The organism is Devosia lacusdianchii, assembly GCF_022429625.1.
GTDB classification, from domain to species: domain Bacteria; phylum Pseudomonadota; class Alphaproteobacteria; order Rhizobiales; family Devosiaceae; genus Devosia; species Devosia lacusdianchii.
In genome coordinates this window covers 2,342,048-2,354,894 of the sequence record NZ_CP092483.1, presented here as the reverse complement: position 1 = coordinate 2,354,894, position 12,847 = coordinate 2,342,048, and the positions used below count along the sequence as shown (strand labels likewise).

The window sequence follows — 12,847 nt, the reverse complement described above, 5'->3', positions numbered from 1 at the left end:
GTGGCCCCGACTGCATTGAGCGCGGGGCCACCTGTTCAGTAGGGGCGATCAGCCCTCAGGGCAGAATAACCCAGTCGGGCGTGTTCAGCGTCCAGGCACCGGCCTCGAGTTGCATGACCTTGGTCGCCTGCATGGAAGAGTGCGACGGCGCATCACCGAACTTATAGGCCGAACCGATGATCGGATAGGACATCTCGACGCCCTCCTTGAGCTTTGCCGTAACCGATTCACGGGTCACGGGGCCCTCGATCGACTTGATCACGTCGGCCATGATGGTGGCTGCGAGATAACCGCCCTGGGTGAAGGCGGTTTTCTTCATGCCAGCGGCGTCCATGGCTGCGGCCCAGTCCTTGTTGGCGTCGGACGCCTCGGTATAGGGCTCCCACTCGGTGCCGACATAGATCGGCTGCTGGCTGCTGGCGAGGGCCGATGCCACGCCTTCAGAATAGCCGGGAGCGAGGAACAGCCAGTCGATGCCTTCGAGTTTTTGGGCATCAATGGTGTTGATCCACTGCACGATCTGCGGCTCGACCTGGTTGGTCAGCACGGCGTCGCAACCGGCATCACGAGCCTTGAGCGCATAGGCGGTCAGGTCGCCCTGCACCGGCAAGGTGAGGTCGAGCACGTGGATGGTCTTGCCCGAAATCTCTTCCCAGCGCTTGATGGCATTGGAATAAGCCTCGGCCGTGCCTCCAGCGATGTAGAAGAAGGCGCAGAGCTTTTCGTCCTTGAGCTGCGTATCGGCGAATTGCAGCATGGCCGTTGTCAGCGTGAAGGGGCCGACATTGACCGGGGAGACCGAGGGGCTGGCAAAGCAGGCGGCATCGACGCCGAGGCCCTGCACGGCCATCACATTATTGTCGGCATAGGTGCCGGCATTCACAGCGCATTCGAGCAGCGAGCCGGCGCCCACCATGGCGACGACGCCCTTGTTGTCGATCAGGTCGCGAGCGGCCTGGGCGGCAACCTGCGGGTCACCCTTGTCGTCGGCAATGGTATATTCGATCTTGCAACCATTGATGCCGCCATTGGCATTGATCTGGTCGAACGTGGCCTTGGCTGCGTCCGGCACTTCGGCAAACACCACCGGACCCGTAACCGAGGACACACCACCCAGCTGGATGACGCCGCCGTCACAAGTCGGACCGGCAGCGGCAGCGCCGCTCGTCATGGCCGCAAGACCGAGGCAGGTCGAGCCGGCCAGTACGGAAAGCGTAATAAGGCGTTTCATGTTTTTCCCTTCCCTTTACTCAGTGCGCCGCTTCCTAGGCGGCACTTCTGATCTCAACCGGCGAGACCCCGACGAACTTCTTGAGGGTTCGTTCGATGGTCTCACGCGGAATATTTCGTGTGATGAACACCAGCCGCGTACGCCTGTCGGCCGAAGGCCAGGCAGCAAGCTTTTGCGGCGGGTGAAAGATGTGCTGCACCCCGTGCAGCACCAGCGGTGCTTCGGGGTGCTCGGCAATGGCGACCAGCCCTTTCATGCGCAGCATGTCGGCGCCCTTGAGCGCGGCGAAATGGTCGAGCCATTGCCGCAGGCGCGCCCATTCCACGGGCGCGTCGATGATGAAGGCGTGGCTGACAATATCGGAGAGGTGGTGAGCGTGCCCGGCATGGTTGCAGGCGGGATCGGTGCAGGTGTGCCCAGCCTCGCTTGTCGAGGCAAGCGCATGGTCGAGATGGCGCGGATTGCCCGCACCCAGAACCTCGTCCATCCGCACCGCGCCATGCTCGGCCGCCCGGCGGATCGCCGTGCCATTGATACCGGCTAGCGCCGTATGCAGCGCGACAATCGCTTCGGGTGTCGCAATATCGGCCTTGGTGAGGAGCAGCAGGTCCGCCACGGCAGCCTGCTTGCGCGCTTCGGCGTGGCGGGCAAGCGTGTCGAGGCCATTGACGGCGTCTACCGTAGTCACCACGCCATCGATGCGATAGGCGGCGGCCAGCTCCGGCTCGGCCATCAGCGCATGGAGGATCGGCGCTGGATCCGCGAGGCCCGTGGTCTCGATGATGACGCGGGTTAGCGATTGCCGCTCGGGCAGGCGTTTCAGCGTTTTCACCAGATCGTCGCGTACCGTGCAGCAGACACAGCCATTGTCGAGCAGGGCAAAGCGCTCCTCGGTCACTTCTACCAAAAGGTGATCGAGCCCGATGGCGCCGAATTCATTGATGATGGCAACGGTGCCATCGAGCGCCGGCTCGGAGAGCAGGCGGTTGAGCAGCGTGGTTTTGCCGCTGCCCAGAAAGCCGGTAACCAACGTCACTGGAACGAGCGGTTTGCCGGTCACCTCCACCATGGCTCAAGCCCGCTCAAACACGGCGCGACCTTCAAAATAGGTCGTGAGCACCTGGGTGCGGGAAATCCGGTTGGCCGCAACCTCGAAAATATTCTGGTCGAGCACGATGATGTCGGCCGATTTGCCCGGTGTCAGTGACCCGGTCAGCGCCTCGATGCCGATGGCCTTGGCTGAATTGATGGTGAAGATGGCAACCGCTGTCGCAACGTCGACCGCCTGTTCCTTCCACAGCGCCTGGCCAGCAAAAGCCCCAGAGGGATTTTCGCGCGTAACAAGCCCCTCGATGCCGTTCCACGGATCTGGGTTGGGAATGACAGGCCAGTCCGAACCGCCCGCGAGCAGGGCACCCGCCTTGATGAGATCTGCATTGGGCCAGAATTTTTCGGCGCGCTCCGAGCCCATCACCGCCCGATGCCCTTCAAGAAAGGTCGTCGGATACCAGATCATCGGCGAGAGATCGGCGGCAACGCCCAGCTCAGCGAAGCGTGGATAGTCGTCGGGATGGATGTAGGAGGCATGGGCGATGTGATGGACGAGATCGGTCGGCCCATTGAAGCTGCGCACCACATCGATGGCATCAAGCGCCTGCGACACGGCCGCATCACCCGCGCAGTGGATTTTCACCGCCAGCCCCTGGGCCTCGCACTTGCCCAGCCAGCGCACGAGGTCGGGATAGGTCACCATGGTTTTGCCGCGGAAGCAGCAGCCATGGATCGGGTCTTCGAGATAAGCTTCGTGAAAGGCCGCCGTCCGCGCACCGGGCACGCCATCGAGGAATATCTTGACGAAATCGGGTTTTACATGCGCGCCGCGATAGTTTTCGCGCAGGGCAAAAAGTTCGTCGCCGGCAAGACCAAACAGGAAGTTCGGCTCAATGGCCGGCATGGCCATCACGGCCCAGGCGCTGAGCGCATTGCGCTGGTCGAGCCCATGCACCGCCGCCATGACCGATTGCATTGATGCGGCCTCGAGAAAGCCGGTGACGCCATAGGAATTGAGCGTCTTGATCGCCTGCGCAGCGGCGGCAATGCCCATATCTTCGGTAAAATGCGTGCTCGCCACCCGCTCGACAATGCCGGAGGCGGCTTCGATCATCATGCCGGTGAGCCTGCCGGTCGTGGCATCGCGGCCGAACGAGCCCATATCCGGGTCGGGCGTCGTTTCGTTAATGCCGGAAAGGCGCATTGCCTCGCTATTGACCCAGCGATTATGCGCCGTCTCGTCGCGGAGACACACCGGGTGCCCGAGGCTTGCCGCATCGAGCGCGGCGAGCGCAGTCGAGTTATCCAACTCCGCAATGGCGTCGGCGCCCCAGGCAGCGCCCAGAATCCACTGGCCGGGCTCGGCCTTTTCCGCGGCCTCCCGCACCAGTGCAATGATCGTGTCGAGCCGGGCATCGCGGGGCAAAGCGAGCTCAAAAAGCTCCGATTGCCCGCCCATGACGACGTGATTGTGCACGTCGACAATGCCGGGCAACGCGAGACGGCCATCGAGGTCGACAATGCTGGTAGCCGCGCCAGCCAGTTTGCTCATTTCCGTCGCGCTGCCGCGCGCCAGAATGCGTCCGTCGGCAATGGCGATAGCCTCGACCCACGGCTCGGCCGCGTCGACGGTATAGATCCGTCCATTGGTCAGAATGAGGTCCGCAGGCTTGGTCGACATCGGTAACGTCCTCTAATGGTTCACTATTTGAACCAGCCTCCAAACAGTAGCTTCTACTTGGTGGAGTGGGCTGTCAATATATTTCACACGTTAAGTAATAGGGCAAGCAGTACTCTTCCCCGGGGAGATGCCGCTCAGTAGCCGCTTGTGGCCTTGGATAAGCCCGCGCCTGCGGTCTTGAACTTGGCGGCTAGAGCCGAGGTCGCCTGCGAGAACAGAGTGACATCGGTGCCGACAGCTACGAAGCTCGCGCCCAGTTCGAGATAGCGCGCGGCAAGTGTTGTATCCGCGGTCAGGATGCCCGCCGGCTTGCCGGCTTTGAGAATACGGGCAATGCCGTCTTCCACCGCCGCCTGCACTGCCGGTTCGCCCGGCCGGCCGAGATAGCCCATATCGGCGGCCAGGTCGGAAGGGCCGATGAAAATCCCTTCTACGCCTTCGACGGCGGCGATCTCTTCGAGCGCGGTGAGCCCCACCTGGCTTTCGAGCTGGACCACCAGGCACACTTCGTCATTGGCGGTGGTGAGATAATCAGGGATGCGGTTGAAAGCCGAGGCGCGCGCCATGGCCGCGCCGACACCGCGAATACCCATGGGTGGGTAATTCACCGCTCTTACCAGTTCACGCGCTTGCGCGGCACTCTCCACCATGGGCACCAGAATGGTCTGGGCCCCAATATCGAGCAATTGCTTGATGATCCAGGTTTCCCCGATGGGCGCACGCACCACTGGCCTCACGCCTGACGCTGCTATTGCCTGCAATTGCGCGACCATTATCGGCAGGTCGTTAGGCGCATGTTCCCCATCGACGACCAGCCAATCAAAGCCCGCACCCGCGCAAATCTCGGCGGTGTAGGCATTGGCAAGGCCAAGCCAGAGGCCGATCTGCTTTTCATGTTTTTGCAGGGCGCTTTTGAAGGCGTTCCGGGGAGCCGGCATCCTGGTTCTCCTAGGCGAAATAGACGCTGACAGTGCCATAGGGGCCGAAATCGGCGGTGATCGTATCGCCATGCCGGGCCTCGACCGGGCGGATGAACGAGCCCGACAGCACGACATCACCGGCTGCAATGGAAGAACCATATTGCGCCAGCCGATTGGCGAGCCAGGCAATCCCGGCGGCCGGATGGTTGAGCACGCCGGCCCCGAGCCCCGTTTCCTCGATTTCGGCATTGCGCGAGACAATAGCGCCGATCCAGCGCATATCGGCGTCGAGCGGCCGGGCAGGGCGCCCACCCATGACGATCCCGCCATTGGCGGCATTGTCGGAGATGGTGTCGAAAATGGTCCGCGCCTTCTTGGTCTCGGGGTCGACCCGCTGCACGCGCGTATCGAGGATTTCGAGCGCTGGCGTGATATAGTCGGTGGCGTTGAGCACGTCGAAAATGGTGACGTCGGGCCCCTCGAGCGGCGCTTTCATCACAAAGGCGATTTCGGCCTCCACCCGTGGCTGGATGAAGCGATCCGCCGGGATTGTCGCGCTGTCGGGGAAGAACATGTCATCAAGCAAGACCCCGGAATCGGGAATGTCGATATTGAGCGCATATTGCATGGCCTTCGAGGTCAGCCCGATCTTCCAACCCTTGGCCTTGCGGCCCGCGGCGAGCTTGCGCCGGATCAGCGCCGCCTGCACCGCGTAGGCGTCGTCCATATTGGCCTCGGGAAATTCGAGGCTGAGCACCCTGGTCTGGGTCCGCGTCCGCTCGGCCTCGAACAGGCGTTCGGCAAGGCCTTCGATCTCTTCCGGCGTCATGCCAATACCTCGTCGGCAATCGGATTGCGCAGCGTGCCGAGTCCGGTCGCCGAAACCTCGACGACATCGCCCGGCTTGAGCCAGATCGGTGGCTCGAACCGCGCACCCGCTCCGGTCGGCGTGCCGGTGACGATCATGTCGCCGGGTACGAGGGTGGCGAAGGTCGAGATATAGTTGATCAGCTTGCGGAACCCGAAGATCATGCGGCTGGTGCGGTCGTCCTGGCGCAACTCGCCATTGACGCGCGTCGTGAGCGCAATATCGGCAATCTGGCTTTCCTCGACATAGGGTACGAGCCACGGCCCGATAGCGCCCGTGCCGTCGAAGTTCTTGCCTTGCGTCACGTTAAACTTGGCGTGACGCACCCAGTCGCGGATCGTGCCCTCGTTGCAAAGGCTAAGTGCCGCGACATGGTCGAGAGCGTCTATCTCGGCAATGCGCCGACCGCCCTTGCCGATCACCAGAACCACCTCGCCCTCGTAGTCGAGCTGCGGGGATTCAGGCGGCCGGTTGAGCGGCACGCCATGGCCGACAAACGAGCGAGGAAAGCGCGGAAACAGAGACGGATTGGAGGGCGCCGCCTGGCCGTCCTTATATTCCTCATTGCGGTCGGGATAGTTGACCCCCACGCAAATGATCTTTTCCGGGCTTGGAATGGGGATTTGGTAGGTCACGGCATCAAGGACAAAATCGGTCGACAGGGACCGCCCCGCCTCGACCAGCTGCCCCAGGGCACCTGCCTCGATCACCTCGCGCAAGCTTGACCATTGCTGGCCGAACCGGGCGCTGAGATCGACAAAGCCATCATCCCTGACGAGGCCATAGCGGGTTGCGCCGCCAGCAGTCACCGTGGCGAGGCGTCCATAGTCGGGCATCAGTTCGTCCCCCCAATGCCGCCGAGGCAGACATATTTGATCTCGCAGAATTCCTCGATGCCGTATTTGGAACCTTCGCGCCCGAGACCCGAGGATTTGATGCCCCCAAAGGGCGCTTCGGCAGTGGAGATGAGCCCGGTATTGACCCCGACCATGCCATATTCGAGCGCCTCGGCGACGCGCCAGACGCGGGCGAGGTCATTGGCGTAGAAATAGGAGGCGAGGCCAAATTCGGTGTCATTGGCCTGGGCGATGACATCGGCCTCGTCCTTGAAGGAAAAAAGCGGCGCCAGCGGCCCGAACGTTTCTTCGCGGGCGACGGCCATGTCCGTCGTCACCCCAGTAAGGATGGTGGTTTCAAAGAAAGTGCCGCCCAGAGCATGCGGCTTGCCGCCAAGCGCCACGCTCGCACCCTTGGCGACAGCATCGGCAATATGCTCCTCGACCTTCGCAACGGCCTTCTTGTCGATCAACGGCCCGAGGATCACACCGTCTTCAAGTCCATTGCCGATCTTGAGTTTTGCCACGGCCGTTTTCAGCCTCTCGGCAAAGGCGTCATAAACCCCTTCCTGCACATAGATGCGGTTGGCGCAGACGCAGGTCTGTCCATTGTTGCGGAATTTGGCGATCAGTGCCCCTTCCACAGCGGCGTCGAGGTCGGCATCGTCAAAGACGATAAAAGGTGCGTTGCCACCCAGCTCCAGTCCCAGCTTCTTGATGCTGGGAGCGCTCTGGGCCATCAATTGCGCGCCGATCTCGGTCGAGCCGGTAAAGGTGATCTTGCGCACCACCGGGTTCGACGTCATCTCGGCGCCGATTTCAGCGGCCGAACCCGTCAGCACGCTGAAAAGACCCGGCGGCAATCCGGCCCGTTCGGCCAGCACCGCCAGGGCAATGGCCGAAAAAGGCGTCTGTGAAGCGGGCTTCAGCACCATGGCGCAGCCTGCGGCCAGTGCCGGCCCGGCCTTTCGCGTGATCATGGCATTGGGAAAATTCCACGGTGTAATTGCCCCAACCACGCCGATGGGCTGCTTCATGATCATGATGCGCTTGTCGCGCTGGTGGCCGGGCACAAGGTCGCCATAGATGCGCCGGGCTTCCTCGGCAAACCACTCTATGAAGCTTGCGCCATAGGCAATCTCGCCCCTGGCCTCGGCCAGCGGCTTGCCTTGCTCGAGCGTCAGGATCAGGCCGAGATCGTCCTGGCTCTGCATCATCAGCTCGAACCAGCGCCGCAATATCCCCGAGCGCTCCTTGGCCGTGCGTTGGGCCCATTCGATCTGCGCCAGGCGCGCCGCCTCGATGGCCTCGCGCGCTTCCTTGGCGCCGAGTTTGGGCACGAGGCCAACCAGTTCGCCCGTCGCCGGATTGTTGACGGCAACGGCATTGTCTTTGGCGGCCTCGATCCAGATGCCGCCCACCAGGGCGGCCTGTCGTAAGAGGCTGGGATCAGCGAGAGTTTTGCTCATCTTACTTGCTCATGGCGCAATAATGGGCTGGGCATCCAGCACTGCCGGTACGATTTCGGCCCCGGCAAAGCCGCTGCCTTCCTCGAACCAGGACCGCGGGGCCGGCGCCCCCCACAGCGTCTGGCGCTGCGGGTCCTTGAGGTCCCAGCGAATGGGTTCGAGATCGGGGTCGACCGTCTGGTAATCGGAGCAATAGATTTCGATGCGGTGCCCGTCGGGATCGCGGACATAGAGGAAGAAGGCATTGGAAATGCCATGCCGGCCCGGGCCACGCTCGATATTGGCGAGCCACCCGGTCGTCGCCATCAGGTCGAGCAGGTCGATGATATTGAGCGGTGTCGGCACCCAGAAGGCGACATGGTGCAGCCGCGGGCCCCGGCCATTGGTAAAGGCAATGTCGTGCACGCCGCCCTTGCGATGGGTCCAGGCAGCCCAGAGCTTCTTGCTGACCTCGTCCTCTGTATATTCGGTCACCCGGAAGCCGAGTTCATTGTAAAAGGCCACCGATGCGTCGACATCGGGCGAGAAGCAGTTGAAGTGGTCGATGCGAAGCGGTTTGACCCCCTTGTAGAGCGCATACTTCTGATGGATCGGCGGCAGCCGTTCCATCTTGGCGTAGAATTCAAGCGGAATCCCGTGCGGGTCACGAGTACGGAACGTGCGCGATTGATGCGGGCGCTCGACCCATTCGACCGGCAATTCCTTGCCCTTGAAAAAATGCGCCGCCTTGTCGAGATCGTCTTCACTGAACACTTTGAAGCCGAGGTCGCGGGCTTCGGCCTGTTCGGCCTTCGTGAGCACGATGCAGTGGTGACCGCGTTCTTCAAGAGCCCGCAGATAAATGGTGTCGGCGGTCTCGTCAGTCACCTGCAGGCCGAGCGTGTCGACATAGAAGGCGCGCGATTTGGCAAGATCGGTCACGGCCAGTTCGACATGGCTGAGGCGGATGATATTGAAGGCGGGGTAGAGATTGGGTGTCGGTAGCGGCACGCTTTCCTCCTTGCGGGGCAAGATACTTGCCTTGCCCCGGTGCGCTCTGATTGCAGCTGAACGGGCGGCCGGGTCTAGCCGCCGAGCTTCTGGATCGCGTGGGGCGCGGTCGCAAAGGCAACGTTCTTGGTTTCCATGTAAAAGTCGAACGACCAGTCGCCGCCATCGCGGCCGATGCCGGAATTCTTGACCCCGCCAAACGGCGTCGGCAGATGGCGGACATTTTCTGAGTTGACCCAGATCATGCCCGCATCGAGCGCGTCGGTAAAGCGCAGCGCGCGCGTCACATCCGCGGTCCAGAGATAGCCAGTCAGCCCGTACGGCACGTCATTGGCTATTGCGAGCGCCTCGGCCTCATCAGCAAAGGGAATAGCGCTGAGTACCGGCCCAAAGATCTCCTCTTGGGCAATGCGCATGTCGTTGCGCACCTGGGTAAAGAGCGTTGGCGTCACATAGCAGCCGCCGCCCGGTCCCGCCTGCTTTTCACCCCCGGCCGCCAGGGTCGCGCCCTCGGCCTGGCCGACGGCGATATAGTCGAGCACCTTCTTTTCGTGCTCGGGATGAATCAGCGGACCCACAACAGTCTTGGGGTCGAGCGGATGGCCGACCGGAATGCGCCGGGCCTTTTCCGCCACCATGGCGGTAAACCGCTCATAGATCGAGGCTTCGACCAGAAGACGCGAAGACGAGGTGCAGCGCTCGCCATTGAGCGAGTAGATCATGAACACGGCGGCATCGGCGGCGTGTTCGAGGTCGGCATCGGCAAAGACGATAACCGGGTTCTTGCCACCCAGTTCAAAATGCACGCGCTTGAGGGTATCGGCGCCCTGCTTCATGATCAGCGAGCCGGTGCGGCTCTCGCCGACAAAGCCGATCGCCTTGATATCCTTGTGCTCGGTCAGTGCCTTGCCGGCGTCTTCGCCGAAACCGTTGACGAGGTTCCACACACCCTTGGGCAGACCCGCTTCCTCGGCGATTTCCACCAGCAGCCGCGCTGTCAGCGGCGAAAATTCCGCCGGCTTGTGCACCACGGTGCAGCCCGCAGCCAAAGCCGGCGCGATCTTCCAGGTCGAGAGCATGAACGGGGTGTTCCAGGGCGTGATGATGCCGACGGGGCCGATCGGGCTGCGGCTCGTCACATTGAGCTGGCCGGGTCCGCGGATCGCGGCACCATCGCGTGCCTCGGGCGCACGGTCAGCAAAGAAGCGGAAATTTTCCGCACCGCGCAAGGCTGCCTTGGCCATGAATCTGATCGACTGGCCGGTATCCATGCATTCGACCAAGGCGATTTCCTCGGCCCGCGCCTCAATGGCATCGGCAATTTTGTGCAGCAGCGCCTTGCGCGCTACCCCGCTCATTGTCGCCCAGGCGGGAAAAGCCGCTTTGGCTGCCTTGGCCGCGCGATCGATATCAGCCGCCTTGCCCAGGGCGACCTTCGCGAGCGGCTGTAAATCGACCGGCGAAATCGTCTCGAAAACCGCGCCGTCGAGCGCCGGCACCGCTTCGCCATTGATATGGTTGAGCACAGCTTTAGCCTTGAACCGCGCAAGGTAGCGCTCGGCCTTCTTCAGATTTTCCGCAAAATCAGACATTTGGTTTCCGTTATTTTCCGCGCAGCCGCGGATGAATGGCATTCTTCTTCCAGCTCAGCGCCGCGTCGATTTCCCGAATTTCGAGCGAGAGAGCGAAATGAGGTGTGGTAAAAAGAGGGGCGAGAAAGTTGCTGGCAGCGGCAAAGATCGCCGCGCCCACGCGCTCCTTCTCTTCCGCCGTTCGGCCCTGGCCGATGCGGAAGGACATATCGAGAAAGCCGTTCTCCGGCAGTTCGTCGGCAACCGCCCAGGCATCCGCTCTGAAGGCCCGTACGCGCACGGCGCCGATTTCAAACGGGCCGTTTTCCAGGATGGTCTTCCTGATGAGCGGGCAAAAGGCGTTCATCTCGACATGGCCGTCTAGATTGGCAGAATATTCGATGGAGAGATGCGGCATCGCGCCCTCCTCAGGTTCGGTTGCAATCAATCTATTTAACGTGTTAAATAATTGGCGAGCAGAGGTCAAGCATGGATTTTTGGCCTCTGGCAGGCATCTGGGGCAGGGTGGCCCCGTTGCCTTGGCAGGGCCGATAGCGCTATAGCCGCAAGGGGGCAGTCCTGCCTTCCAGCCGCCCGACATGCCGGAGGTCGTCTTGCTGCCGCACAATACGCGCCGTTCCCTGCCCATGTCGCTCCTGCGGGCGCGCGAAGCCGTGATGTCAAGATTCCGGCCCATGCTGGCGCGGCACGATGTAACCGAGCAGCAATGGCGCGTCATCCGTGTGCTCGGCGAATCGAGCCCGCTCGATGCGACGGAAGTCGCCGAGCGCGCCTCTATCCTGGCGCCCAGCCTGACGCGCATCATCAAGGCGCTGGAGGATCGCGGCTTTATCACGCGCGGCAAGTTCGAGGACGATGGTCGGCGGGTTCAGCTGGCCATTGCTCCGGCCGGCATGGCGTTGATCGAGGAAGTCTCGCCCGAGCGCCGCGCCATCTATACCGAGCTCGAAGCGCGGTATGGCCATGCGGAAATGGAAAAGCTGCTCGACATGCTCGAGGCCCTGATCAAGAGCCAGAGCGACGCGTGACCTTCAAAGTATGGGTGGTCCCGGCTGTTGATTGCCGCCGGGAGCCGTCGGCGGTTACGCGGACTCGTGCGTTTCGCGCGCGTTGGTAAACCTGTTCGATGGGTCGGCGAACCGCACGTCGATGCGCTCGCCGGTGACGCGGTCGAAGGCATGCAGCGCCTGGCTGCGGAGGGTAAGCCAAACGGTCTTGCCTTCGTAGTCCTCGTCGCCTGGCGGCAGTACGACGGCCACCTCCTTACCTGAGAGTTTGCAATAGGCCACGCGGGAGCCACCGAGCTCTTCGACGAGTTCGACGCTGGCGGCAAGGCCCTGGTTCGCCTGCGGCGAGAGAGCGATGTCTTCGGGGCGAATGCCAAGGGTGATCAGGCTGCCCTGGGCTAGGGGTGCGCGTCCGATCGGGGCGTTGGCGGCGAGCAGGTCGAGCGTGACGTCGCCATCATTGCTCACGGTGGCGGGCAGCAGGTTCATGGCAGGAGCGCCCATGAAGCCGGCGACGAAGACTGAGGCAGGCCTGCGGTAGATTTCGGCGGGGGAGCCGATTTGCTCGACCCGGCCACCATTCATGACGATGAGCGTATCGGCCAGGGTCATGGCTTCGACCTGGTCGTGGGTGACAAAGATCGAGGTGGCGTTGAGGCGCTTGTGCAGGCGCTTGATCTCGATGCGCATCTGCACGCGCAGCAGAGCGTCGAGGTTGCTGAGGGGCTCGTCGAAGAGGAACACGTCGGGTTCACGCACGATGGCGCGGCCCATGGCGACGCGCTGGCGCTGGCCACCCGAAAGCTGAGCCGGACGGCGGTCAAGATACTCCGTGAGGTCGAGGATTTTGACGGCCTGTTCCACGCGTTTGTCCCGCTCAGCGGCGGGCAGTTTCGCGATGCGCAGGGGATAGGCGATGTTCTGGCGTACGGTCATGTGCGGGTAGAGCGCGTAGTTCTGGAACACCATGGCGCAGCCGCGATCGGATGGCTCGATGTCGTTCATTACCGTGCCACCGATCGCGATGGTGCCCGAGGTGATGTCCTCAAGTCCGGCAATCATGCGGAGGAGGGTTGACTTGCCGCAGCCGGAGGGACCGACGATGACGGCGAAATGACCGTCCGGGATGGTCACGTCGATGCCGTGGAGGACGGGCTTGCCGTCATAGCTCTTCTTGACGTCCGTGATGGCGAGATTGGCCAT

General features: G+C 62.4%; 12 protein-coding genes. 1 reads left to right on the top strand and 11 read right to left on the bottom strand.

The features are described from left to right. Positions 1-55: 55 nt before the first annotated feature. From MF606_RS11545 to MF606_RS11500, 10 genes are all read right to left on the bottom strand, one after another. Positions 56-1,231 carry an ABC transporter substrate-binding protein gene (locus tag MF606_RS11545; RefSeq protein WP_240229384.1) on the bottom strand — a complete coding sequence of 392 codons (1,176 nt, stop codon included), beginning with the start codon at positions 1,229-1,231 and terminating at the stop codon, positions 56-58. Between the two features lie 34 nt (positions 1,232-1,265). Then, positions 1,266-2,300 carry a CobW family GTP-binding protein gene (locus tag MF606_RS11540; protein WP_240229383.1) on the bottom strand — a complete coding sequence of 345 codons (1,035 nt, stop codon included), beginning with the start codon at positions 2,298-2,300 and terminating at the stop codon, positions 1,266-1,268. Between the two features lie 3 nt (positions 2,301-2,303). After that, the gene (locus MF606_RS11535) at positions 2,304-3,962 is read right to left on the bottom strand and encodes an amidohydrolase (protein WP_240229382.1); all 1,659 of its coding nucleotides are present in this window, start codon (positions 3,960-3,962) and stop codon (positions 2,304-2,306) included. Positions 3,963-4,096: 134 nt separating this feature from the next. Continuing rightward, positions 4,097-4,900 (bottom strand): 4-hydroxy-2-oxoheptanedioate aldolase, encoded by an 804-nt coding sequence (gene hpaI / locus MF606_RS11530; protein ID WP_240229381.1) that lies wholly within the window; start codon positions 4,898-4,900, stop codon positions 4,097-4,099. A gap of 10 nt (positions 4,901-4,910) precedes the next feature. Continuing rightward, positions 4,911-5,711 carry a 2-oxo-hept-4-ene-1,7-dioate hydratase gene (gene hpaH, locus MF606_RS11525; protein ID WP_240229380.1) on the bottom strand — a complete coding sequence of 267 codons (801 nt, stop codon included), beginning with the start codon at positions 5,709-5,711 and terminating at the stop codon, positions 4,911-4,913. Next, a complete protein-coding gene (locus MF606_RS11520; RefSeq protein ID WP_240229379.1) occupies positions 5,708-6,586 on the bottom strand; it encodes a fumarylacetoacetate hydrolase family protein in 879 nt (292 codons plus the stop codon). The genes hpaH and MF606_RS11520 overlap by 4 nt, the downstream gene beginning before the upstream one ends. Continuing rightward, complete coding sequence (gene gabD, locus MF606_RS11515; protein WP_240229378.1) at positions 6,586-8,055, bottom strand: NADP-dependent succinate-semialdehyde dehydrogenase; 1,470 nt, start codon at positions 8,053-8,055, stop codon at positions 6,586-6,588. Before gabD ends, MF606_RS11520 begins: the two co-directional genes overlap by 1 nt. 9 nt (positions 8,056-8,064) lie before the next feature. Beyond that, the gene (hpaD, locus tag MF606_RS11510; protein WP_240229377.1) at positions 8,065-9,045 is read right to left on the bottom strand and encodes a 3,4-dihydroxyphenylacetate 2,3-dioxygenase; all 981 of its coding nucleotides are present in this window, start codon (positions 9,043-9,045) and stop codon (positions 8,065-8,067) included. A gap of 74 nt (positions 9,046-9,119) precedes the next feature. Further along, entirely contained in the window at positions 9,120-10,637 is a 1,518-nt protein-coding gene (gene hpaE, locus MF606_RS11505; protein WP_240229376.1) for a 5-carboxymethyl-2-hydroxymuconate semialdehyde dehydrogenase, read from the bottom strand. Between the two features lie 10 nt (positions 10,638-10,647). Continuing rightward, positions 10,648-11,034: a 5-carboxymethyl-2-hydroxymuconate Delta-isomerase gene (locus MF606_RS11500; protein WP_240229375.1), complete on the bottom strand. Its 387-nt coding sequence runs from the start codon at positions 11,032-11,034 to the stop codon at positions 10,648-10,650. A gap of 181 nt (positions 11,035-11,215) precedes the next feature. Here MF606_RS11500 and hpaR point away from each other — a divergent pair, with 181 nt between their 5' ends. Then, complete coding sequence (hpaR, locus tag MF606_RS11495; RefSeq protein WP_240229374.1) at positions 11,216-11,665, top strand: homoprotocatechuate degradation operon regulator HpaR; 450 nt, start codon at positions 11,216-11,218, stop codon at positions 11,663-11,665. A gap of 54 nt (positions 11,666-11,719) precedes the next feature. On the opposite strand, the gene ugpC is transcribed toward hpaR, so the two are convergent. Next, the gene (gene ugpC / locus MF606_RS11490) at positions 11,720-12,847 is read right to left on the bottom strand and encodes a sn-glycerol-3-phosphate ABC transporter ATP-binding protein UgpC (RefSeq protein ID WP_240229373.1); all 1,128 of its coding nucleotides are present in this window, start codon (positions 12,845-12,847) and stop codon (positions 11,720-11,722) included.

Coding starts and splice junctions, on each gene's coding strand:
- MF606_RS11545 (WP_240229384.1), bottom strand. CDS start 1,231: ATGAAACGCCTTATTACGCTTTCCGTACTGGCCGGCTCGACCTGCCTC.
- MF606_RS11540 (WP_240229383.1), bottom strand. CDS start 2,300: ATGGTGGAGGTGACCGGCAAACCGCTCGTTCCAGTGACGTTGGTTACC.
- MF606_RS11535 (WP_240229382.1), bottom strand. CDS start 3,962: ATGTCGACCAAGCCTGCGGACCTCATTCTGACCAATGGACGGATCTAT.
- hpaI (WP_240229381.1), bottom strand. CDS start 4,900: ATGCCGGCTCCCCGGAACGCCTTCAAAAGCGCCCTGCAAAAACATGAA.
- hpaH (WP_240229380.1), bottom strand. CDS start 5,711: ATGACGCCGGAAGAGATCGAAGGCCTTGCCGAACGCCTGTTCGAGGCC.
- MF606_RS11520 (WP_240229379.1), bottom strand. CDS start 6,586: ATGCCCGACTATGGACGCCTCGCCACGGTGACTGCTGGCGGCGCAACC.
- gabD (WP_240229378.1), bottom strand. CDS start 8,055: ATGAGCAAAACTCTCGCTGATCCCAGCCTCTTACGACAGGCCGCCCTG.
- hpaE (WP_240229376.1), bottom strand. CDS start 10,637: ATGTCTGATTTTGCGGAAAATCTGAAGAAGGCCGAGCGCTACCTTGCG.
- MF606_RS11500 (WP_240229375.1), bottom strand. CDS start 11,034: ATGCCGCATCTCTCCATCGAATATTCTGCCAATCTAGACGGCCATGTC.
- hpaR (WP_240229374.1), top strand. CDS start 11,216: ATGCCGGAGGTCGTCTTGCTGCCGCACAATACGCGCCGTTCCCTGCCC.
- ugpC (WP_240229373.1), bottom strand. CDS start 12,847: ATGGCCAATCTCGCCATCACGGACGTCAAGAAGAGCTATGACGGCAAG.